Origin of the sequence: Streptomyces bungoensis (genome assembly GCF_001514215.1) — a bacterium.
Classification (GTDB): domain Bacteria; phylum Actinomycetota; class Actinomycetes; order Streptomycetales; family Streptomycetaceae; genus Streptomyces; species Streptomyces bungoensis.
On the sequence record NZ_KQ948851.1, the window covers coordinates 829,279 to 851,852 of the forward strand.

The following is a 22,574-nucleotide window of genomic DNA, read 5'->3' on the forward strand; positions in this document are numbered from 1 at the left end:
GCGGCCGGGACGGGCCCGGACGGGGTTCCTCCTGCCGCCGGTTCGGACACGGGTGCGGTGCGGCGCCCGGTCGGGGGACCGGTCGGCTTTCCCCGGCAATCCGCCGCGCCCCACGTCGGCCCTGCGCCCCACGCGGCCGCACAGCCCCCCGAGCCGGACATCGTCCCCACCCGAACCGTCACCCGTCCCGGCTCGTCCCCGAACCCCGACGCCGTCCCCGTCCCCGAGCCGGACACCGACTCCACCCCCACCCCCGAGCCGCCCCCCGGCAAAGTGCGCAGGCGCCGCCGCGGCAGTGCGCGGTTCGCCGGGATGGTCGAGGACGCGGAGGCACCCGTCGTCCTGCCGCAGGCGCCTGCCGCGGCGCCGGACGGCGGGGCGCGGCGGCGGGTTCCGCGGGGGGCGCGGTTCGCCGGGGCCGGGGAGGGGACCGGGGCCGCCGAGCAGCCCGTCGAGGTGGTGGACGCCGGGGCCGAGGCGGCCGTCGCCGGGGCCGTGGAGCGGCTGGCGCGGCTCCGGGCGGAGGGGCGCAGCGGTGAGGCCCATGTACTGCTGGCCGAGATCACTTGGTGGCCCGCCGCCCGGTTCCCGCCGCTCGCGGACGCGCTGCTGCGCGCCGGGCTCGGTGCCGACTGGGCCACGCTGCTGTGGGAGGCCGCCGCGCTGCCCGCCGAGCGGCTGGTGGCCGCCGCGGGGGCGCTGGAGGCCGCCGGGATGGTCGTGGAGGGGCAGCGGATGCTGCGGCAGGGCGTGGCCCGGCCGCCCGGCGAGATCGGTGCGGCCGTCCTGGCGCTGGACGCCGCGGGGCGGGACCATGAGGTGCGGGCCCTGTTGGACGCCTACGTCGGCGTGCGCACCCCGGAGGAGGCCGCCCGCGGCGCGGCCGCCGATCCGGGGCGCCTGGTCCCGCTGCTGCTGGAGGCCGCCCTGCGGGTCTCCGACGAACGGCACTGGGACCTGGTGCACGCCCTGCGGGTCGCCGGGTTCACCGCGTGAGCCGCCCGCACGGCTCACCCACAGGAGTGTGAAACGTGATCGACTCCGCGGGTTGACGACGATGGTCTTGGCAAGCCCGTCCGAGAGGCTTACTTTCGTCCCTCTACGGGCCGTTTCTACGGGCGTAGAGGCTCGGACGTCGCGTCGAAGGAGCAGCTCATGGCCAACGTCGTACGTGCCGCACTGGTCCAGGCCACCTGGACCGGCGACACCGAGTCCATGGTGGCGAAGCACGAGGAGCACGCGCGCGAGGCCGCCCGCCAGGGCGCGCGGATCATCGGCTTCCAGGAGGTCTTCAACGCCCCGTACTTCTGCCAGGTCCAGGAGCCGGAGCACTACCGCTGGGCCGAGCCGGTGCCCGACGGCCCGACCGTCCGCCGGATGCGGGACCTCGCCCGCGAGACCGGCATGGTGATCGTCGTACCGGTCTTCGAGATCGAGCAGTCCGGCTTCTACTACAACACCGCCGCCGTGATCGACGCCGACGGCACCTATCTCGGCAAGTACCGCAAGCACCACATCCCGCAGGTCAAGGGCTTCTGGGAGAAGTACTACTTCAAACCCGGCAACCTGGGCTGGCCCGTCTTCGACACGGCCGCCGGCAAGGTCGGCGTCTACATCTGCTACGACCGGCACTTCCCCGAGGGCTGGCGCCAACTGGGACTCAACGGCGCCCAGTTGGTCTACAACCCCTCCGCCACCCACCGCGGCCTGTCCGCCCACCTGTGGCAGCTGGAGCAGCCCGCCGCGGCCGTCGCCAACGAGTACTTCGTCGCCGCCATCAACCGCGTCGGCCAGGAGGAGTACGGCGACAACGACTTCTACGGCACGAGCTACTTCGTCGACCCGCGCGGCCGGTTCGTCGGCGAGCCGGCCGGCGACAAGGCCGAGGAACTCCTCGTCCGCGACCTCGACCTCGGCCTCATCGAACAGGTCCGGCAGCAGTGGGCCTTCTACCGCGACCGCCGCCCCGACGCCTACGAAGGACTGGTGCAGCCGTGAACGACCTCTACGCCCGCCACCGCGGCGTCCTGCCCGACTGGCTCGCCCTCTACTACGACGACCCGCTGGAGATCACCCACGGCGAGGGCCGCCACGTCTGGGACGCGGCCGGCAACAAGTACCTCGACTTCTTCGGCGGCATCCTCACCACGATGACCGCGCACGCCCTGCCCGAGGTGACCAAGGCGGTCACCGAGCAGGCCGGCCGGATCATCCACTCCTCCACCCTCTACCTCAACCGGCCGATGGTGGAACTCGCCGAGCGCATCGCCCAGGTGAGCGGCATCCCGGACGCCCGGGTGTTCTTCACCACCTCCGGCACCGAGGCCAACGACACCGCGCTGCTGCTCGCCACCACCTACCGGCGCAGCAACACCGTCCTGGCCATGCGCAACAGCTACCACGGCCGCTCCTTCAGCACGGTCGGCATCACCGGCAACCGCGGCTGGTCCCCGACCTCCCTGTCCCCGCTGCAGACCCTGTACGTGCACGGCGGGGTGCGCACCCGCGGCCCGTTCGCCGAACTGGACGACCGCGCGTTCGTCGACGCCTGCGTGGCGGACCTGAAGGACGTCCTCGGCCACACCCGGCCGCCCGCCGCGCTGATCGCCGAACCCGTCCAGGGCGTCGGCGGCTTCACCTCCCCGCCGGACGGCCTGTACGCGGCCTTCCGCGAAGTGCTCGACCAGCACGGGATCCTGTGGATCGCCGACGAGGTGCAGACCGGCTGGGGCCGCACCGGCGACCACTTCTGGGGCTGGCAGGCGCATGCCCAGAGCGGCCCGCCGGACATCGTCACCTTCGCCAAGGGCATCGGCAACGGCACCTCCATCGGCGGGGTGATCGCCCGTGCCGAGGTCATGAACTGCCTCGACGCCAACAGCATCTCCACCTTCGGCGGCACCCAGCTCACCATGGCCGCCGGCCTCGCCAACCTCACCTACCTCATCGAGCACGATCTCCAGGGCAACGCCCGGCGCGTCGGCGGGCTGCTCATCGAGCGGCTGCGGTCGGCCGCCGCCCGGCTGCCCGGGGTGCGGGAGGTGCGCGGGCGCGGCCTGATGATCGGCGTCGAGCTGGTCAGGCCCGGCACCGACGAGGCCGATCCGCAGGCGGCCGCGGCCGTCCTGGAGGCGGCCCGCGAGGGCGGACTGCTCATCGGCAAGGGCGGTGGCCACAACACCAGCGCCCTGCGCATCGCGCCGCCGCTGTCGCTGACCGTCGCCGAGGCCGAGGAGGGCGCGGAGATCCTCGAACGCGCGCTGCGGAGCACGTACTAGAGAGCGGGTGTACGGCCATGACCACCACCTCAGAGCCCCGGTCCAGCGCCCCGCCGCACCCGCCGCAGCCCGCCCTGTCCGTGCGGCAGGTGCTGGCCCTGGAGCGCGTGCTCGCCGGGGAACCCGAGGTGGTGGCCGGTGCCGCGCAGCTCGACCGGCCGGTGCGCTGGGTGCACGTCGCCGAGGCGCCCGACGTCGGCGTGATGCTCACCGGCGGCGAGATGGTGCTCACCACCGGGGTGCTGCTCGCAGGCGACGAGGCCAAGCAGACCGAGTACGTCCGGTCCCTGCACCGCGCCGAGGCCGCGGCCGTCGTCCTGGGGCTCGGCCGGGCCTTCCCCACGCCGCCCGAGGTGATGCGCCGGGCCGCCGAGCGGTGCGGGCTGCCGCTGGTCGTCCTGCACCGGCCGTTCCCCTTCGCCGAGCTGACGGAGGAGGTGCAGTCCCGGCTGGTGCGGCGCAAGTTCGCCGCCGTGAGCCTGTCGGAGACCGTGCGGACCGCGCTCACCCGGCTGATCACCACCGGCGCCCCGCTGGGCCGGCTGCTCGACGAGGTCGCCCGGCACAGCGGCTGCCCGGTCGTCGTCACCAACCTCGCCCACCGCGTCCTCGCCACCGCGGGGGAGCGGCCGGCCGTCGACGACGTCCTGCGCGACTGGGAGCGCATCGCCCGGCAGGCATGGGGGCACCACCCAGGCCGTTCAGGCACTGGGGGAGGCAGCGAGGGCGACGGCTGGATCCGCGCCGACCTCGACGGCCGCGGGGAGCGCTGGGGCCGGCTGCTGCTGTGCGGCTACCGGGGCGACGCGGCCACCGGCCGGCTGCTCGCCGACCGAGCCGCCGAGGCCCTCGTCCTGCACCGCATGCTCGGCGGCGGCTCCGCGCACACCTGGGAGGAGCAGTCCGCGCAGAGCCTGCTGACCGACCTGGTCTCCGGCGTCGTCCCGGCCGGCCGGCTGCTGCCGCGGGCCCGCGCGGCCGGACTGCCGGTCAACCGGCGCACCTTCGTGCCGCTCGTCGTGCTCGACCGCACGCCCGGCCAGCTCGACCGGTTGCTGCGCCTGCTGGGGATGTCCGGGATCGCCGCCGAACTCGCCGAGGGCGCCGCCGCCGTGCTGCTCAGCCTCGCCCGCGACCAGGACGCCGAGACCCTCACCGCCCACTTCGCGGCCCGGCTGCGCGCCGGGTCCCCGGCCGTCGTGGCGGCCGCCGACGCCCGCACCGCCTGGGAGGACGTACCCGCCGGGCTGCGCGAGGCCCAGCACGTCGCGGACGCGGTCGCCGGCTCCTCGGCCGCCCTCGACCTGCCGGCCGTGGTCCGGCTCCGGGACGTCCACCTGCGCGGCCTCGTCCGGCTGCTGCGCGACGACCCGCAGGTGCAGTCCTTCGCCGAGCGGGAACTGGACGGGCTGCTGCGCGGCGCGGACCAGGAGCTGCTGGGCGTCCTGCGCACCTACCTGGCCACCGGCCGCAACAAGTCCCGCACCGCCCAGCTCCACCACGTCTCGCGACCCGCCCTCTACCGGCGCCTGGAGGCGATACAGACCCGGCTGGGCGTCGACCTCGACGACTTCGAGCAGGCGGCCTCGGTGCACATCGCGCTCCTCGCGCACGACGCGCAACAACGCTGAAACATGCCATGACCTGGGAAAACGGCGGTGAAACATGGGTCTGCGAACACGTGACACGGTGGCACGCCGACCGCCCGCGGACGTGACACGCTGCACCTCAAACCGGCCGTCCGGGCTTCCTAGTCTCGCCGTACACCGAGCGACCGGAGGTCCCGATGAGCCGAGTGATCCGTGCCGCCCTCTTCCAGACCGCCTGGACCGGCGACAAGGAGTCCATGATCCAGGTCCACGAGCAGGCGGCCCGCGACGCGGCCGCGCAGGGCGCCCAAGTCCTCTGCTTCCAGGAGCTGTTCTACGGCCCCTACTTCTGCCAGGTCCAGGACAAGGCGTTCTACGAGTACGCCGAGCGGATCCCGGACGGCCCGACCGTCCGGCGCTTCCAGTCCCTCGCCCGCGAACTGGGCATCGTGCTCGTCCTGCCGATGTACGAGGAGGAGCAGCCGGGCGTCCTCTACAACACCGCCGCGGTGATCGACGCGGACGGCTCCTACCTCGGCAAGTACCGCAAGACCCACATCCCCCAAGTCCAGGGGTTCTGGGAGAAGTTCTACTTCCGCCCGGGCAACAGCGGCTGGCCCGTCTTCGACACCGCCGCCGGGCGGATCGGCGTCTACATCTGCTACGACCGCCACTTCCCGGAGGGCTGGCGGGCCCTGGGCCTGGCCGGCGCCGAGATCGTCTTCAACCCGTCGGCCACCTCGCGCGGCCTGTCCCGCTACCTGTGGCAGCTGGAGCAGCCGGCGGCGGCCGTCGCCAACGAGTACTTCGTCGGGGCGATCAACCGGGTCGGCGTGGAGGACCTGGGCGACAACGACTTCTACGGCACCACCTACTTCGTGGACCCGGAGGCCCGGTTCGTCGGCGAGGTGGCGAGCGACAAGGAGACCGAACTCGTCGTCCGCGACCTCGACCTGGCGAAACTCCGCGAGGTCCGCGACCGCTGGCAGTTCTACCGCGACCGGGCGCCGGGGGCCTACGAGCCGCTGACCGCGCCCTGACCGCCGCACCGTTCACCCTGGCCACCCTGGGAGGAGAGGGACCATGAGCAGCCGTACCGTCGTCCGCGGGGGGCTCGTCATCACCGCGTCCGACGAGCTCCACGCCGACGTCCTGATCGAGGACGGCCGCATCGCCGCCCTCGCCGCCTCCGGCACCCCGGCCGCGGGGGCGTTCACCGCCGACCGGGTGATCGACGCGACCGGGAAGTACGTCATCCCCGGCGGCGTCGACGGCCACACCCACATGGAGATGCCCTTCGGCGGCACCACGGCCGCCGACACCTTCGAGACCGGCACCCGCGCCGCCGCCTGGGGCGGTACGACGACGATCGTCGACTTCGCCATCCAGAACGTCGGCGGCTCCCTGCGCGACGGCCTGGACGCCTGGCACGCCAAGGCCGAGGGCAACTGCGCGATCGACTACGCCTTCCACATGATCGTCTCCGACGTGAACCCGGAGACGCTCAAGGAGATGGACCTGCTGGTCGAGGAGGGCGTGACGTCCTTCAAGCAGTTCATGGCGTACCCGGGGGTGTTCTACTCCGACGACGGCCAGATCCTGCGGGCCATGCAGCGCGCCGCCGAGAACGGCGGCCTGATCATGATGCACGCCGAGAACGGCATCGCCATCGACGTCCTGGTCGAGCAGGCGCTGGCCCGCGGCGAGACCGATCCCCGCTACCACGGCGAGGTCCGCAAGGCCCTGCTGGAGGCCGAGGCCACCCACCGCGCCATCCGGCTCGCCCAGGTCGCGGGCGCGCCCCTGTACGTGGTGCACGTCTCCGCCATGGAGGCCGTGGCCGAACTGGCGCGGGCGCGCGACGAGGGGCTGAACGTCTTCGGCGAGACCTGCCCGCAGTACCTGTTCCTGTCCACCGACAACCTCGCCGAGCCGGACTTCGAGGGCGCGAAGTACGTGTGCAGCACGCCGCTTCGGCCGCGCGAACACCAGGCCAAGCTGTGGCAGGGCCTCCGGACGAACGACCTGCAGGTCGTCTCCACCGACCACTGCCCGTTCTGCTTCACCGGGCAGAAGGAACTGGGCCGCGGCGACTTCTCGAAGATCCCCAACGGCCTGCCGGGGGTGGAGAACCGCATGGACCTGCTCCACCAGGCCGTCGTCGACGGGCGCATCTCCCGGCGCCGCTGGATCGAGATCGCCTGCGCCACCCCGGCCCGCATGTTCGGCCTGTACCCGAAGAAGGGCACCATCGCCCCGGGCGCCGACGCCGACGTCGTCGTCTACGACCCGCACGCCGAGCAGGTGATGTCCGCCGAGACCCACCACATGAACGTCGACTACTCGGCGTACGAGGGCCGGCGCACCACCGGCCGGGTCGAGACCGTCCTCTCGCGCGGCGAACTCGTCATCGACCGGCGGGAGTACACCGGACACGCCGGCCACGGCGTCTTCACCCCGCGCTCCACCTGCCAGTACCTCAGCTAGGAGTGGCGCCCCATGGACTTCGGACTCGTCCTGCAGACCGACCCCCCGGCCTCCCGCGTCGTCAGCCTGATGAAACGCGCCGAGCGCAACGGCTTCCGCTACGGCTGGACCTTCGACTCCGCCGTGCTGTGGCAGGAGCCGTTCGTGATCTACAGCCAGATCCTGGCCAACACCACGAAGCTCAAGGTCGGCCCGATGGTCACCAACCCGGGCACCCGCACCTGGGAGGTGACCGCCTCCACCTTCGCCACCCTCAACGACATGTTCGGCAACCGCACGGTGTGCGGCATCGGCCGCGGTGACTCCGCGATGCGGGTGGCGGGCCGCAAACCCAACACCCTCGCCCGGATCAGCGAGGCCATGAAGGTCATCCGCGCCCTCGGCCGGGGCGACGAGGCCGACCTCGGCGGCACGAAGATCCGGTTCCCCTGGGTCCGGCCCGGTGCCGAACTTCCCGTCTGGATGGCCGCGTACGGGCCGAAGGCGCTGAAGATGGCCGGTGAGGAGGCCGACGGCTTCATCCTCCAGCTCGCCGACCTCTACCTGACCGAGTACATGGTGAAGGCCGTCAAGGACGCGGCCGCGGCCGCCGGACGCGACCCGTCCGAGGTCACGGTCTGCGTGGCGGCCCCCGCCTACGTCACCGAGGACGACTCGCCCGAGGCGCTCGCCCACGCCCGCGAGCAGTGCCGCTGGTTCGGCGGCATGGTCGGCAACCACGTCGCCGACCTCGTCGCCAAGTACGGCGAGCACTCCGCCCAGGTCCCCGACGAACTCACCGACTACATCAAGTCCCGCCAGGGCTACGACTACGCCCACCACGGCCGCAGCGGCAACCCCGACACCCGGTTCGTGCCCGACGAGATCGTGGACCGGTTCTGCCTGATCGGCCCGGCCGAGAAACACGTCGAGAAGCTGACCGCGCTGCGCGAGCTGGGCGTGGACCAGTTCGCGGTGTACGACATGCACGACGCGCAGGAGGCCACCATCGACGCCTACGGCACGAAGGTGATCCCCGCCCTCGAGGCCTGACCCCGCAGCACCTTTCTCGCCCCTCCCACCCCCCACACACCCTGGTCACCCCTCCCCGCTCCCCCGGGGAGGGGCGTGTGCCCGCACGGCCTCTCCCCGCCCGCCTCACCCGATTGGCCTGCCCCATGACCGACACCGCCCCCACCGCCATACCACCGACCTCCCAAGTCACCCTCGCCGACGGCCGGGTGGAGATCGCCCCCGGTGCGCCGCAGCCCAGCGGCCCCTACGCCAACGCCGACCTGCTCCCGGTCCCCGTGGCGGGGCGCACCTGGACGACGTACAACTTCTCCGCGCTGTGGGTCGGCATGGCCCACAACACGGCCTCCTGGACGCTGGCCTCCGGCCTCATCGCCGTCGGGATGGACTGGAAGCAGGCGGTGTTCACCATTGCCCTCGCCAACCTCGTCGTGCTGGTCCCGATGCTGCTCACCGGGCACGCGGGACCGAAGTACGGCATCCCGTTCCCGGTCTTCGCCCGCGCCTCCTTCGGGGTGCGCGGCGCCAACCTGCCCGCCGTCGTAAGGGCGCTGGTGGCGTGCGGCTGGTTCGGCATCCAGACCTGGATCGGCGGCGAGGCCATCTACTTCCTCGCCGGGAAGCTGATCGGGAGCGGCTGGTCGAACGCCTCGCCCGTCGGCGGCCACGCCTGGACCATGTGGCTGTCGTTCGCCATCTTCTGGGTCATCCAGGTCGCCATCATCCACCGGGGCATGGAGACCATCCGCCGCTTCGAGAACTGGGCGGCGCCGTTCGTGCTCGTCGGCGCGTTCGTGATGCTGTGGTGGATGAGCAGCAAGGCGGGCGGGGTCGGCCCGCTGTTCGACCAGCCGTCCCGGCTGGGCTGGGGCGGCGACTTCTGGAAGCTGTTCTGGCCCTCCCTCATGGGTATGATCGGCTTCTGGTCCACGCTGTCGCTGAACATCCCCGACTTCACCCGCTACGGCAGGAGCCAGCGGGCGCAGACCTGGGGCCAGGCACTCGGCCTGCCGACCACCATGACCCTGTTCGCGTTCCTGTCGGTGCTGGTCACCTCCGGCTCCCAGGCGGTGTACGGCAAGCCGGTCTGGGACCCGGTGCAACTGGCGGCGAAGACGGACAACGTGGTCGGCCTGCTCTACGCGCTCGTCACCGTACTGGTCGCGACCCTGTCCGTGAACATCGCGGCCAACCTGGTCTCCCCGGCCTTCGACTTCTCCAACGTCGCGCCGCGCAAGGTGAGTTTCCGCACCGGCGCCCTGATCACCGCCGTGCTCGCCGTGCTGATCTTCCCGTGGAAGCTGTACTCCGACCCGCAGGGCTACATCTTCACCTGGCTCGGCCTGGTCGGCGGCCTGCTCGGCACGGTCGCGGGCATCCTCGTCGCCGACTACTGGGTGGTGCGCCGCACCCGCCTGCACCTGGCCGACCTGTACCGCACGGGCGGCCGCTACTGGTACACGGGCGGCTGGAACTGGCGGGCGGTGGCCGCGTTCCTGGTGGGCGGCATCCTCGCGATCGGCGGCGCGGACTTCCACCCCCTGATCGACGGCCGCCCCGTCCCGGCCCTCGAGCCCCTCGCCGACTACGGCTGGGCCGTGGGCCTCGGGACCTCGCTGGCGCTGTACCTGGCGCTGACGCTGCTGACCGGGCGGAGGGAGCCGGAGCCGGCCTGAGCGAGCCGCGCGCCGTCGCCGCCTCTCACCCGGCGGAAGCCAGGGCGGCGACGGCGCCCTTGGCCGCCTTGATGGCGCCCTTGTTGATCTCGTCCGTGCTCGGGGCCTTCTTCGTCTCGAAGTCGCTGCCGTTGTAGGTGACGACGACGAGCGCGTTGGAGACCCGGGCCAGCACCACGCCCTCGCGGGTCTGCTGCTTGTCCTCCGTGGTCAGGTTCACCACCGAGTAGCCGGCGTCCCCGAGCCCGGGCACGGTCCCGCCGCCGCTCTTCTCGGTGACGCGCTGGTCGTACTCCTTCTTCGCCTCCTGGTCCGACGCCGCGACCTCGAAGGACACGTCGAGCCAGCGGTAGTCGTAGCCCTGCAGGGCGTTCCAGGAGCAGGTGCGGCGCAGCTTGGCGTCGGTCGACGGGATCTCCTTGCCCGCCGTCTTCGCCCCGGGCACCAGCGACTTGACGGTGGCCACGGGCACGCTGGTGCACGGGGCGGGCGCGGCGGTGTACGACTTCGGCGCCGCGGTGGAGGACGGGGCGGAGGGCGCCTGGGTCGGCGTCTGCTGCCGGTCCGGCCGGTGGTCGGCGGCGGATGGTGCGGCGGGTCCCGAAGACAGCGCCCAGCCCGCGCAGGCGAGCACGGCGACCGGCGTCAGGCGCGCGGTGAGGGCGAGCGGCAGAGGAAGAGAACGCACGGCGCACTTCTCGTGGGGGAGGGGGTGCGGAAGGGGTCCGCATGGTGGACGGGAACGGCAGTGTCGCACGAGACCCTGTGGGGCGGAAGGGTCAACTCGCTGCGTGCCCGGGCGATCACGGCACCGCGTTCACGACGTACCGCTCTGCCCGGTATGTGCCTCGAGCCAGCGCCGGGCGCCGACCTCGCTGGGGTACTCGCGGACGGTGAGCGCGGCGGCGAACCAGCCGACGCACCAGGCGGCGAACGCGGGCAGCACGGGTGCGGCGAGGACGAGCAGCCCGCGGCCGGCGTAGGCGAACCGGCCGGAGCGTCGCACCTCCGCCCGCCTGGCGCGGCGGAACTCCGCCGGAGTGGGCGGGTCCAGCAGTTTCCGGCGATGGTCCCGGCGCTGCACCACCCATCCCCAGGCCACGGTCACACAGGACCCCGCGACCTGGGCCGCGTCGCACACGGTGCGCACGGCGGGCGGCATCTCGCTGCGGAACCCGGAGTAGAAGGCGAGCGCCATGAAGCACAGCATGCCGACGGCGAGGAGCATGACGACCGTCGTCCAGGCGCGACGCAGCCAGTAGCGGGTGCCGCGCCGGTACCAGGTGGTGCCCAGGCCCGGCAGCGAGGGGACGGGTACCGGGGTCCCGGCCGACGGCGCCTCAGAAGATGCTCGTGACGCCATGCCAGACATCCTTCCCCAGCCGTTCGAAGTCGCCCCCGGTCTCTGACAGGACGTGACCCGTCCCGTGCAGCACTCCGCCGACCACACCGTGGTCGTGGATGTCCTCGCTCCAGTGCTCGTGCAGCGAGTGGTCGATGATGCCGGTCGTGGCGATGGTCGCCCCGACACCGACGACCGCGACGGCGCCCGCGGTCAGCTCGAAGGGCGCGGCGGCCACGACACCTGCCGTGACGGCCACTCCCGCGGCCAGCCCAGCGAGGTTCGCACCGCCGTCGACGGCGACCGAGTGCTGCCAGGACCAGCCCTTGTCGTGGTCCTCGGAGGCCTCCAGGAGGCCGCAGGCACCGGCCGCGGCGACGTCCAGGACCGGCACCTCCTTCAGGAAGTCCGGGAGTGCATCGAGGCCCTTGCCCAGCCGCAGCGCGTCCGCCGCGTCGGCCAGCTTGACGTTCAGGGCGCGGTCGTAGGGCAGGCTGGTGCTGCCGTGGTCGGCGCGGGCGATGTCGCTCTCCAGGGAGTCCACCCGGGCGACCGCGTCCCGGTAGGCGCTCTTGGCGGGCCAGTCCTTGGGCAGTGCCCGGCCGGCCTTCTGGAACGCCTTGCGCTCGGCGCGCAGTTCCTTCTTGGCGGTCTGCGCCTCGCGCCTGGCGTCGTCGATCAGCCCGCGGGCCTTGTCGCCGGAGGCCCGCGCGTCCTCGGCGTCGTAGGCGTACAGGCAGCGCAGCGCGTCGGCCAGGGTGACCTTGTCCCCCTTGGACACCGCGTCGTCCTCGGCCGTCACCTGGGCGTACAGGCTCTGCAACCGCTGCGCCGCCACCAGCCGCGCGTGCTGGGCGGTGTGCAGGATCTCCGTGCGCGCGGTGGCGTACTCGTTCATCGCCGAGAGGGTCTTCCGGTCGTCCGCGCTCGGCGGGCTCGCCGTCATGACGGGCAGCGGCGCGCCCTGGGCGTCCGTGGCCACTCCCTTGCGGGCCGCGACGTGCTCCGCGTTCTGCAGGGACGTCTCGCAGGTGGACAGCGCGCCGGCGAGCTTCTCGATGACCTCGCCCACCGCGTGCACCAGTTCGGCCAGGCCGCCGGCCGCCAGCGCGTCCTCGATCCACCGTGCCCGGAAGGCCTCGGCCGCCTCGCCCTTCCAGCCCGCGTCGCCGACCAGCTTCTCCACGGCGCCGCCGAGCGGCTCGACCACGTCGTCCAGCTTGCCCTTGGCGTTCTTGTACGTCTCGGCCATCGTGCGCAGCCCGCCGATGTCGCCGCCGACCCAGCTGTCGCCCATCAGCCCTCACCCGCCATCAGGTCCTCGAAGACGCCGTGCACGTCCACGTCGTGCCGGTGGAAGGAGTCCCGCGCGTAGGCGACCTTGTCCCCGTGGTCGTCCATCCGGTCGGCCATGCCGAGGTGCAGGGCGACGATGAGGTCCGCGACCTCCTTGATCGCCGCGTCGAGCCCGGGGTCGCCGCCGCTCACGACGGGCGGGGCCACGTCCGCGTGCAGCTTGCGGTAGTCGCCGGCCTGCTCGTGGAACGTCTTCGCCATCGCGGTCAGGTCGTCGTAGACCGCCTTGAAGTCGCTCACCGGCCGGCCTCCCGGGCGTAGGCGGCCACGTCGGCCGGCCGCCAGTTGGACGCGCCGGGCGCGACCCGCGGATCGAGCAGCACACCGGCGCCCTGTTCGGCGAGGCTCTCCGCCAGCGGGCCGATCGAGGCGGCGACCCAGGGCTGCGCCCCGCCCAGCGCCGCCGCCAGCTTCGCGGGCGTGCTGAAGGCGAAGGCCACGGTGCCGTGCCCGGGGTGGGCGAACAGTTCGACGACGACGAACGGCACGCGCGCCGGCCGGCCGTCCGGACCCGTCGCCGCGACGGACCGCGGGTGCGCCGGTACGCACACCGGCGTGTGGTAGGCGGGCACCCCCGGCCTGGGGCGGGCCCGGCCGTCCGCGGCCGGCGGCGGGGGAGGCGCGGCCTCCGCGAGGTCCAGGAGCGTCGAACGGCGGGGCCCCGGCACCTGCCGGGGCACCGGGCCGTCCGGCAGCTCCCGCCCCGGTGGATCCGGCTCGTCCAGTTCGAGCAGGCGTGAACGTATCGGCGCCCCCACCGCCGTCACCTCTTCCCCGTGGTTCGCGTGGCCGGAAATCGGGCTCGACCACGGTAGCCGGGGGGCGCCGGGGCGAATCCGGCTATGTCGGGACGGCGGGCCGGACGTACACGGAACTCGTACGACCGTTTGGCCGGCGCCTGGGCAGCCCTTGACCCGTTGCTGAACCGGGGCCCGGCCGTGCCCGGGTCACGGCACGCGCGCGGTCCACTCCGGGGACGTGAACTTGCCCCGCGCCAGCTCCTGCGCGCGGGCCAGCTCCTCGCCGGTGACCTCGCCGTGGCTGAGTCCGTACCGGGCGCGGAACGACTCGATCATCCGGTCGATGACCGCCTCGCGCGCCAGCCCGGTCTGCCGCCGCAGCGGGTCGACCCGCTTCTTCGCGCTGCTCGTGCCCTTGTCGGACAGCTTCTCCCGCCCGATCCGCAGCACCTCGACCATCTTGTCGGCGTCGATGTCGTACGACATGGTCACGTGGTGCAGCACGGCGCCGGGGCCGCCGCCCGGCCCGACGATCCGCTTCTGCGCCGCGCCCGCGATCTTGCCCTGGTCGGTGGCGATGTCGTTCAGCGGCTGGTACCAGGCGCGGATGCCCATGTCGCCGAGGGCGCCGAGCACCCAGTCGTCCAGGTAGGCGTAGCTGTCCTGGAAGGACAGGCCCTGCACGAGCGACTCCGGCACCGACAGCGAGTAGGTGATCGTGTTGCCGGGCTCGACGAACATGGCGCCGCCGCCGGAGATCCGGCGCACGACCTCGATGCCGTGCCGCGCGGCGCCCTCGGGGTCCACCTCGTTGCGCAGGGACTGGAAGCTGCCGATGATCACCGCCGGGGAACCCCACTCCCACACGCGCAGCGTGGGCGGCCGCCGGCCCGCCGCGACCTCGGCGGTCAGCACCTCGTCCAGGGCCATGTGCAGGGCGGGGGACTGCGGGCCCTCGTGGATCAGCTGCCAGTCGTAGTCGGTCCAGTCCGTGGCGTGCGCCAGCGCGCGGCGCACCGCGATCCCGACGCCCTCGGCCGTCAGGCCGTACATCACCGTCCCCGCGGGCAGCGCCGCCTCGATCCGCGCGGCCAGCCCCGTCGCGTCCAGGTCCGCCGGGGCGCCTTCCAGCGCACGGTTCACCGCGTCGAGCGCCTCGTCCGGCTCCAGGAAGAAGTCGCCCGCCACGCGCACGTGGCGCAGCACGCCGTCCTCGGCCTCGACGTCCACGACGACCAGCTTGCCGCCGGGCACCTTGTACTCACCGTGCACGCCCGTGCCTCCCTTTCTGCCGCACGAGATCAACGCCGCGGCCGGCCGTGGTGTTCCCACCTCGACGCACCTCGTTTCACGGCGATTTCACCGGCCGCTCCTAACCTCGTCCCGCTCCTGATCCGCGAGCTTTCGACCTCCGAAAAAGGGACGTACACATGCGCAGACGAAAAAGCCTGGGCGCGCTCGCCGGTGTGCTGGGTGTCCTCCTGGCCCTCACCGGCGTCACGGGGGCGGCCGGTGCGCAGGCCGCCTCGGGCAAGCGTGTCTTCAACGGGATGCAGATCACCTTCGCCCCGGACACTCCCGACGAGTTCTGCACCCTCGGCGCGGTCGGCGACGACGAGTACGGCCGGAAGATCGCCATCTCGGCGGGGCACTGCCTCAGCGACCCCACCCACACGTACGCGGACCGGGAGATCCCCGAGGACGTCGCACCGGTCTACGACCGCGCCGACGTGGGATTCGGGCCCATCGGGCACGTGCGGTACTTCAAGGATCCGGAAGGCTCGACGGTGGGACACCCCACCAAGGACTACATGATCATCGAGCTGGTGCCGGCGGTGACGCTCTCCTCGCAGGGCCCGTACCTGAAGGAAACGGACGAGCTGAAGGTGCCCGGCGGGCAACCGAGCCCCAACGCCCTGAATCCGCCCCTGGACAGCGAACGCCTCCTCGGCGCCGCCCTGAACAACGACAACGAGCTGGTGGTGTCCGGTCAGCTCGGCGTCCTCTACGGACGCATCACCGACAACGACAAGGGCGTCTACCAGTCCTGGGCGGGACACCAGGCCGGCGACTCGGGCGGCCCGGCGATCTGGCACGTGCCCGGCAGCGCCTACCCGTCGTCCGCGAACGGGTTCCAGGCGGCGGGCCCCTGGGCCGGCATCACCAAGGCCAGGGTCCTGGGCCTTCCCCCCTTCGTCTACACCAGCTCGGCGAACATCCTCGCCGACCTGCGGGCGCGCGACACCGCACACCCCGGTGTCTTCGGCGCCGGCTTCCACGTCACCGGCAACCCCTGAACGGCCCGCGGTCGCGGGCACGCTGCCGCCCGCGACCGCGCCTCGGTACCCTGCTGCCTGATCGTGCCGACCGGAGCGGCATGCGAACAGCGAGGTGAGAGATGCGGTTCACCACCCGCCCCACCCTGCAAGGCACCTTCGGCATGGTGTCCTCCACGCACTGGCTCGCCTCCCAGTCGGCGATGGCGGTGCTGGAGGCCGGCGGCAACGCCTTCGACGCGGCCGTGGCCGGCGCGTTCGTGCTGCACGTGGTGGAGCCGCACCTCAACGGCCCCGCCGGCGAGGTGCCGATGCTGCTCGCCCCGGCCGCCGGCCCGGTGCGCGTGCTGTGCGGGCAGGGCGTGGCCCCGGCCGGCGCCACCGTCGCGCACTACCGGGGACTCGGCCTGGACCTCGTCCCCGGCACCGGACCGCTCGCCGCCGCCGTCCCCGGCGCCTTCGACGCATGGCTGCTGCTCCTGCGCGACCACGGCACCAAGTCCCTCGAGGACGTCCTGACGTACGCCATCGGGTACGCCGAGCACGGGCACGCGCCCGTGGAGAACGTCGGCGCGACCGTGGAGAGCGTGCGGAAGCTGTTCGAGACCGAGTGGACCTCGTCGGCCGAGCTGTACCTGCCCGGCGGGAAGGCACCCCGCCCCGGTCAGCTGCTGCGCAACCCCGCCCTCGCCGCCACCTGGAAGCGGCTGCTGGCCGAGACCGCCCGGGCCGGCGACCGGGAGGCGCGGATCGACGCCGCGCGCGAGGTGTGGCGCTCGGGCTTCATCGCCGAGGCCCTGGTACGGCAGTCCCGCCGGCCCACCCTCGACACCAGCGGGGAACGGCACACCGGCACGCTCACCGAGGCCGACCTCGCGGGCTGGTCGGCGACCTACGAGACGCCGGCGACGTACGACTGGAACGGCTGGACCGTGTGCAAGGCCGGCCCGTGGAGCCAGGGACCCGTCCTCCTCCAGCAGCTGGCCCTGCTCCCGCCCGAGCTGCCCGCGTACGGCTCGGCCGACTACGTCCACCTGCTCGTCGAGGGCTGCAAGCTCGCCATCGCCGACCGGGAGGCCTGGTACGGCGACGCCGCCGAGGTGCCCCTCGCCGAGCTGCTGTCGGACGGCTACAACGCCGGCCGGCGCGCCCTCGTCGGCGCCGAGGCCTCCTGCGAACTGCGCCCCGGCAGCCCCGGCGGACGCGTCCCGCGCCTGGCCGCACAGGCACGCGCGCGCGTGGACATCGGCGCCGACCGCCGCTTCGACCCCATGGGCGCGGGCGAGCCCACGGTCGCCGAGCCGGTGGCCGCCCAGACCGCGAACGAGCCCCGGGTGGCCGCCGACGGCGGCACCCGCGGCGACACCTGCCACCTGGACGTCGTCGACCGCTGGGGCAACATGGTCGCGGCCACGCCCAGCGGCGGCTGGCTGCAGTCCAACCCGGTGGTGCCCGAGCTGGGCTTCCCGCTCGGCACCCGGCTGCAGATGACCTGGCTGGAGGAGGGCCTGCCGAACTCCCTCACCCCCGGCCGCCGCCCCCGCACCACCCTCACCCCGTCCCTGGCCCTGCGCGACGGGATCCCCGTCCTCGCCTTCGGCACGCCCGGCGGTGACCAGCAGGACCAGTGGCAGCTGCACTTCTTCCTCGCCGCCGCGCTGCGCGCCCCGGTCCGCGGCGGCCTCGACCTGCAGGGCGCCGTCGACGCGCCCAACTGGCACAACGACAGCTTCCCCAGCTCCTTCTACCCGCGCGGCCGCCGCCCCGGCAGCGTGACCGTGGAGTCCCGCACCGACCCGGAGGTGGTCGAGGAGCTGCGCCGGCGCGGCCACGACGTCACGGTCGGCCCCGCCTGGTCGGAGGGCCGGCTGTGCGCGGTCGCCCGCGACCCGGAGACCGGCGTCCTGTCGGCCGCGGCCAACCCGCGCGGCATGCAGGGGTACGCGGTGGGCCGCTGAGGCCGCTGAGGCCGCTGGGGCGCGGCGGTTCGGCGGCACCCGCTCTTCATCCCGATTCCACCCGGCATCCACCACCCCGGCGTGGATTGTCAGTGGCGCGTGATCTCATGGAGGCATGATCGAAGAGACGGAAACCATCGACGAGTTTCTCGCCCGCCGCTCGGCCGACGTGGAAGAGGCGGTCCGCCAGGCGGCCGCGGCCGAGATCCTGCCCCGCTTCCGGCGCCTGGCCGCACACGAGGTGGACCGCAAGAGCGGACCGCACGACCTGGTGACGGACGCCGACCGGCTCGCGGAGCGGCGGCTCACCGAGGACCTCGGCGCCCTGCTGCCCGGCTCGCTGGTGGTCGGCGAGGAGGCGGTGCACGCCGACCCGGCGACGTACGAGGCGATCCAGGGCGACACGCCCGTGTGGATCGTCGACCCGGTCGACGGCACCCGCCAGTTCGTGCACGGCGACGACGGCTTCTGCACCCTCGTCGCGCTCGCCCACCGGGGCGTCCTCCTGGCCTCCTGGACGTACGCCCCCGCCCGGAACGAGTTCGCCACGGCCCTGCGCGGCCGGGGCGCCTTCCTCGACGGGCGGCGGCTGTTCGCGGGGCCGCCCGCGCCCGGCCGGGACCTGGCCGTCGCCACCTCCCACCCGGACTTCACGACCGACGACCAGAAGCGGGCGCTGCGGGCCCTGTGGACCGACGGCCTGGCCCCGCGCCCCTGCGGCTCGGCCGGCCTGGAATACCTCGCCGTCGCCCGGGGCGAGCTGGACGCGGTCGCGTTCTCCTGGGAGGCCGCCTGGGACCACGCGGCGGGCCTGCTGCTGGTCGAGGAGGCGGGCGGCGCCCACCTGACCCTGACGGGCGAGCCGTTCCGGGTGACCGGCTCCAACGCGCTGCCGTTCACCGCGGCCCGCGACGCCGGCACGGCCCGCCGCGTCGCGGAACTCCTGCGCACGGCCGGCTGAGCCGCCACCCCGCCCGGGAGACGAGCGTCCCCCGGCATATCCTGACCCCGAGTGGCCATCGGCTGACGAAGGGGTCCGAAGGTGCCGTCGATGCTCGATGCGGTCGTGGTGGGTGCGGGGCCGAACGGACTGACCGCTGCGGTGGAGCTGGCCCGGCGGGGCTTCTCCGTCGCCCTGTTCGAGGCGCGGCCCACGGTCGGCGGCGGCGCCCGCACCGAGGAGCTGACCCTCCCGGGCTTCCGGCACGACCCCTGCTCGGCCGCCCACCCCCTCGGCATCAACTCGCCCGCGTTCCGCGCCCTGCCCCTGGAGCGGTACGGACTGGAGTGGCTGCACGCCGAGCTGCCCATGGCGCACCCCTTCCTGGACGGCACCGCGGCCGTGCTGGCCCGGTCCGTCGCCGAGACGGCCGCGTCCTTCGGGCCGCGCGACGCGGGCGCCTACCGCCGGCTGGTCGAGCCGTTCCTGCCGAAGTGGGACACCCTGGCCCGGGACTTCATGTCCCTGCCGCTGACCGCGCTCCCGCGCGACCCGGTCACCCTGGCCCGCTTCGGCCTGGCCGGACTCCCGCCGTCCACCCTGCTGATGCGCCGGTTCCGCGACGAGCGGGTCAAGGCCCTCTTCTCCGGCCTGGTCGCCCACGTGATGGCCCCGCTGAACGGCTTCGCCACGGGCGCCGTCGGCCTGGTCTTCGCGCTGTCCGCGCACGCCCGCGGCTGGCCCGTGGCCCGCGGCGGCTCCCAGGCGATCTCCGACGCCCTCGCCGGCTACCTGAAGGACCTCGGCGGCGCGGTGCACACCGACTACGAGGTCAAGCGGCTGGACGACCTGCCGCCCGCGCGCGCGTACGTCTTCGACACCTCGCCGGCCGCCCTCGCCCGGATCGCCGGCTTCGGCGGCTACTACGACGGCTACCGCTACGGCCCCGGCGTCTTCAAGGTCGACTACGCGCTGGACGGCCCGGTGCCCTGGACCGCCCCCGAGGCCCGCGTCGCCGGCACGGTCCAGATCGGCGCGAGCCGGGCCGAGATCGGCACCGCCCTGCGCGCCGCCTCCCGCGAGGGCCGCGCCCCCGACCGGCCGTTCATGATCACCGTGCAGCCCAGCGTCGCCGACCCCTCCCGGGCCCCCGAGGGCAAGCACGTCTTCTGGGCGTACGGCCACGTCCCGAACGGCTGGCAGGGCGACCTCACCGACGCCATCGAACGCCAGCTGGAGCGCTTCGCCCCCGGCTTCCGCGACCGTGTCCTGGCCCGCGCCACCGCGGGTCCCGCCGAGATGGCCGCGCACAACGCCAACTACGTCGGTGGCGACATCGCCTGCGGCGCCGTGTCCGGACTCCAGCTCCTGCTGCGCCCCCGGCTGACCGCGTTCCCCTACCACACGCCGCATCCCGCCGTCTTCATCTGCTCCTCGGCCACCCCGCCGGGACCCGGCGTGCACGGCATGTCGGGGCACAACGCGGCGAAGGCCGTGTGGAGGAGGCTGAGGCAGGCATGACGGCCATCACCCTCGTCCAGGGCGACATCACCCGGCAGAGCGCCGACGCGATCGTCAACGCGGCCAACTCCTCCCTGCTCGGCGGCGGAGGCGTGGACGGCGCCATCCACCGCCGCGGCGGCCCCGCGATCCTGGCGGAGTGCCGCGAGCTGCGCGCCTCGCGGTACGGCAAGGGCCTGCCCACGGGCCAGGCCGTCGCGACCACGGCGGGCGACCTGGACGCCCGCTGGGTCGTCCACACCGTCGGCCCCGTCTGGTCCGCCACCGAGGACCGCTCCGGCCTCCTCGCCTCCTGCCACCGCGAGGCCCTCCGCGTGGCCGACGAACTGGGCGCGCGCACGGTCGCCTTCCCGGCGATCTCCACCGGCGTGTACCGGTGGCCCGTGGAGGACGCGGCCCGTATCGCGGTGGACACCGTGCGCGCCACCCCGACGGCGGTCGAAGAGGTGCGCTTCGTGCTCTTCGACGACCGGGCATACCAGGCGTTCGCGCGGCAACTCGGCTGAGGGCCGGGCCGCCGGGTTTCTCCGGCACAACTTTTCCGGCCCGGTGTGCATCCAAAAGAGTGACAGACTTTCGCCCATTCACCTGATGGGGGCGGTTTTCGCCATGTCTCTCCCTGTTCGGAAAGTCTCCCGACGAGCCACGATCGCCGCGCTGACCGCCGCAGTCCTGGGCGGTACGGCCGCGACCACCGCATGGGCCGCCACGGCGTCGGCGCACGGCGCGAGCAGCCCGCGCACCTGCGCCGCGAGCGACCTGTACCTGTCCATGGGGCGCAAGGAGGGCGCGGCCGGTTCGCTGTACTGGCCGATCGCCTTCACCAACACGAGCACCACCAGCTGTGCGCTGCGCGGCTACCCGGGGGTGAGCGTCCTCGACACCGCGCACCGCCAGATCGGCCCGGCGGCCGTTCACTCCGGGCGGTCGTACGCGACCGTCACCCTGGCCCCCGCGCACTCCGCCACCGCGGTCATCCGCACCACCAACGGCCCCGTCGGCGGCCCCTGCCGGGCCACCGGCAGCTACCTGCGCGTCTATCCGCCGGCGTCGCGCACCGCGGTCCTCGTCCCGGCCGCCTGGAAGGTCTGCTCCGGCATCTTTCAGGTCGGCCCCGTCAACACGGACGGCACCCTCTGAGTCCGGGCGCCGGCCGTGCGGCCGGCGTCTACTCCTCGGCCCTCACCGCCACGCCCCGGGCGACCGGGACCGGCGAGGCACGGCGGTGCCGCACGGCCCCGCCCCGGGAGCGGTAGACGACGTAGGGGCGGGCCGCGTAGCCCAGCGGTACGGCGAAGGCGTGCACCAGGCGGCTGAACGGCCACAGGGCGAACAACGCGAGGGCCAGCAGGGCGTGGCACTGGTAGACGAGCGGCGCGTGCGCCATGGCCGCCACGTCGGGGCCGAGGGTGAACAGGCTGCGGAACCACACGGCGACCCCGAGCCGGTAGTCGTAGGGGTCGGTCACGGAGGAGGCGGTCGCGGTCAGCCCGGCGAGCAGGACGAGCGCGAGCAGCGGCAGCACCGCCCGGTCGCTGCGGCCGCTCGCCCGGCGCACGGCGGGCACGCGCAGCCTGCGGTACAGCAGCAGGGTGAGTTCGGTGGCCGCCGCGACGCCGGCCGCCCCGCCCATGGTCAGGGCGACGGCGTGGTGCTGCGCCTCGCCGATCCCGAGCCGCGCGGTCAGCCACTCGGGGACCAGCAGCCCCATGACGTGGCCGCCGGCGACGAGGAACAGCGCGTAGTGGAACAGCGGGGCGCCGACCCGCAGGGCCCGTGCGCGGCGATGGTGTGCACATGGGCGGCGGCCGCGATCTCCAGGGCCTCCTCCCAGCCGACGCGAACCAGGCCGCCCCGGCCCCGCGCCGCCTGGTAGCGGCGCCGTCTGTCCGGGTCCCCGGTGACCTCGGCCCACGCCGCCACGGGATCGCCGAGGCGGGCGCGGGCCTCGCGGTACATCTCCATCAGCACACCGCGCACATGGGGGTGGCGCACGCGGGTGGGGGAGTAGGTGTACCAGGAGAACGAGGCCCCGCGCGGGCAGCCGCGGGGCTCGTACTCCGGCCGGTCCGGGCCGGTCGAGGGATAGTCCGTCTCCTGGGTCTCCCAGGTGATCAGACCGTCCTTGACGTACACCTTCCACGAGCACGAGCCGGTGCAGTTCACGCCGTGCGTGGACCGCACCACCTTGCCGTGCGCCCAACGCTCCTGGTACGGCGCGTCGTTGACGTCCTGGTCGGTCCGCAGCAACTGGTCGGCGGCCAGCGCTGCCATCCGCTCCGCTTCCCGTCGGGCACCGCGCCGTCCCACTGGTCACTCCTTCCGAAGCCGGCTGTTCCGCCTCGGCCAGCTTCGATGGAGATCGCGTTGCGTGTCTGCACGGCTACGCTCTGTTGATAG

The 22,574-nt window shown here is 73.4% G+C and carries 20 protein-coding genes and 2 pseudogenes; 14 read left to right on the top strand and 8 right to left on the bottom strand.

Annotated features, from left to right (window positions below; all coding sequences use genetic code 11):
- The 8 genes and pseudogenes from AQJ66_RS03405 to AQJ66_RS03440 all read left to right on the top strand — a co-directional run.
- Nucleotides 1–996 (top strand): annotated as a pseudogene (locus AQJ66_RS03405) (hypothetical protein); the annotation flags it as partial.
- Nucleotides 997–1,155: 159 nt separating this feature from the next.
- The gene (locus AQJ66_RS03410; RefSeq protein WP_061916068.1) at nt 1,156–1,998 is read left to right on the top strand and encodes a nitrilase-related carbon-nitrogen hydrolase; all 843 of its coding nucleotides are present in this window, start codon (nt 1,156–1,158) and stop codon (nt 1,996–1,998) included.
- Nucleotides 1,995–3,278 (top strand): aspartate aminotransferase family protein, encoded by a 1,284-nt coding sequence (locus tag AQJ66_RS03415; protein WP_061916070.1) that lies wholly within the window; start codon nt 1,995–1,997, stop codon nt 3,276–3,278. Before AQJ66_RS03410 ends, AQJ66_RS03415 begins: the two co-directional genes overlap by 4 nt.
- Before the next feature lie 17 nt (nt 3,279–3,295).
- Entirely contained in the window at nt 3,296–4,909 is a 1,614-nt protein-coding gene (locus tag AQJ66_RS03420) for a PucR family transcriptional regulator (RefSeq protein WP_061916073.1), read from the top strand.
- A 155-nt stretch (nt 4,910–5,064) separates the two neighbouring features.
- Entirely contained in the window at nt 5,065–5,907 is an 843-nt protein-coding gene (locus AQJ66_RS03425; protein WP_061916077.1) for a nitrilase-related carbon-nitrogen hydrolase, read from the top strand.
- A 43-nt stretch (nt 5,908–5,950) separates the two neighbouring features.
- Nucleotides 5,951–7,354: a dihydropyrimidinase gene (gene hydA / locus AQJ66_RS03430; protein ID WP_061916080.1), complete on the top strand. Its 1,404-nt coding sequence runs from the start codon at nt 5,951–5,953 to the stop codon at nt 7,352–7,354.
- Nucleotides 7,355–7,366: 12 nt separating this feature from the next.
- Complete coding sequence (locus tag AQJ66_RS03435; protein ID WP_061916082.1) at nt 7,367–8,386, top strand: TIGR03842 family LLM class F420-dependent oxidoreductase; 1,020 nt, start codon at nt 7,367–7,369, stop codon at nt 8,384–8,386.
- Nucleotides 8,387–8,511: 125 nt separating this feature from the next.
- Complete coding sequence (locus AQJ66_RS03440; protein WP_061916086.1) at nt 8,512–10,041, top strand: NCS1 family nucleobase:cation symporter-1; 1,530 nt, start codon at nt 8,512–8,514, stop codon at nt 10,039–10,041.
- Nucleotides 10,042–10,066: 25 nt separating this feature from the next.
- Here the strand turns inward: AQJ66_RS03440 and AQJ66_RS03445 are convergent, their stop codons facing one another.
- The 6 genes from AQJ66_RS03445 to lplAB form a co-directional block, all read right to left on the bottom strand.
- Nucleotides 10,067–10,729, bottom strand: coding sequence for a hypothetical protein (locus tag AQJ66_RS03445; protein ID WP_061916089.1), 663 nt, complete (start codon nt 10,727–10,729; stop codon nt 10,067–10,069).
- A 129-nt stretch (nt 10,730–10,858) separates the two neighbouring features.
- On the bottom strand, nt 10,859–11,404 hold the full coding sequence (locus tag AQJ66_RS03450; protein WP_061916092.1) for a hypothetical protein: 546 nt from the start codon (nt 11,402–11,404) through the stop codon (nt 10,859–10,861).
- Complete coding sequence (locus tag AQJ66_RS03455; RefSeq protein ID WP_061916095.1) at nt 11,382–12,680, bottom strand: WXG100 family type VII secretion target; 1,299 nt, start codon at nt 12,678–12,680, stop codon at nt 11,382–11,384. The genes AQJ66_RS03450 and AQJ66_RS03455 overlap by 23 nt, the downstream gene beginning before the upstream one ends.
- Nucleotides 12,680–12,979, bottom strand: coding sequence for a DUF6317 family protein (locus AQJ66_RS03460; RefSeq protein WP_244162729.1), 300 nt, complete (start codon nt 12,977–12,979; stop codon nt 12,680–12,682). The genes AQJ66_RS03455 and AQJ66_RS03460 overlap by 1 nt, the downstream gene beginning before the upstream one ends.
- On the bottom strand, nt 12,976–13,497 hold the full coding sequence (locus AQJ66_RS39905; protein ID WP_244162730.1) for an SAV_915 family protein: 522 nt from the start codon (nt 13,495–13,497) through the stop codon (nt 12,976–12,978). Before AQJ66_RS39905 ends, AQJ66_RS03460 begins: the two co-directional genes overlap by 4 nt.
- Nucleotides 13,498–13,686: 189 nt before the next feature.
- Nucleotides 13,687–14,751, bottom strand: a complete 1,065-nt coding sequence (lplAB, locus tag AQJ66_RS03470; RefSeq protein WP_061916097.1) for a lipoate-protein ligase LplAB — start codon at nt 14,749–14,751, stop codon at nt 13,687–13,689.
- 158 nt (nt 14,752–14,909) lie between these two features.
- Between lplAB and AQJ66_RS03475 the strand changes: the two genes are divergently transcribed.
- The 6 genes from AQJ66_RS03475 to AQJ66_RS03505 all read left to right on the top strand — a co-directional run bounded on the left by AQJ66_RS03475 (nt 14,910) and on the right by AQJ66_RS03505 (nt 21,314).
- Nucleotides 14,910–15,776: a hypothetical protein gene (locus tag AQJ66_RS03475; protein WP_061916100.1), complete on the top strand. Its 867-nt coding sequence runs from the start codon at nt 14,910–14,912 to the stop codon at nt 15,774–15,776.
- Nucleotides 15,777–15,877: 101 nt separating this feature from the next.
- The gene (locus AQJ66_RS03480) at nt 15,878–17,713 is read left to right on the top strand and encodes a gamma-glutamyltransferase family protein (RefSeq protein WP_061916102.1); all 1,836 of its coding nucleotides are present in this window, start codon (nt 15,878–15,880) and stop codon (nt 17,711–17,713) included.
- Nucleotides 17,714–17,828: 115 nt separating this feature from the next.
- Complete coding sequence (locus tag AQJ66_RS03485) at nt 17,829–18,674, top strand: inositol monophosphatase family protein (RefSeq protein WP_061916105.1); 846 nt, start codon at nt 17,829–17,831, stop codon at nt 18,672–18,674.
- 81 nt (nt 18,675–18,755) lie between these two features.
- Complete coding sequence (locus AQJ66_RS03490) at nt 18,756–20,174, top strand: phytoene desaturase family protein (RefSeq protein ID WP_208611266.1); 1,419 nt, start codon at nt 18,756–18,758, stop codon at nt 20,172–20,174.
- Nucleotides 20,171–20,680: an O-acetyl-ADP-ribose deacetylase gene (locus tag AQJ66_RS03495; RefSeq protein WP_061916110.1), complete on the top strand. Its 510-nt coding sequence runs from the start codon at nt 20,171–20,173 to the stop codon at nt 20,678–20,680. Before AQJ66_RS03490 ends, AQJ66_RS03495 begins: the two co-directional genes overlap by 4 nt.
- Nucleotides 20,681–20,783: 103 nt before the next feature.
- On the top strand, nt 20,784–21,314 hold the full coding sequence (locus AQJ66_RS03505) for a DUF4232 domain-containing protein (RefSeq protein WP_159052528.1): 531 nt from the start codon (nt 20,784–20,786) through the stop codon (nt 21,312–21,314).
- Nucleotides 21,315–21,342: 28 nt separating this feature from the next.
- On the opposite strand, the gene narI is transcribed toward AQJ66_RS03505, so the two are convergent.
- Together narI and AQJ66_RS36910 are read right to left on the bottom strand one after the other, a co-directional pair.
- On the bottom strand, nt 21,343–22,008 hold the full coding sequence (gene narI / locus AQJ66_RS03510; RefSeq protein ID WP_079060069.1) for a respiratory nitrate reductase subunit gamma: 666 nt from the start codon (nt 22,006–22,008) through the stop codon (nt 21,343–21,345).
- Nucleotides 21,945–22,448: pseudogene (locus AQJ66_RS36910) on the bottom strand (nitrate reductase subunit alpha); the annotation flags it as partial. The gene narI and the pseudogene AQJ66_RS36910, both read right to left, overlap by 64 nt.
- Nucleotides 22,449–22,574: the final 126 nt, after the last annotated feature.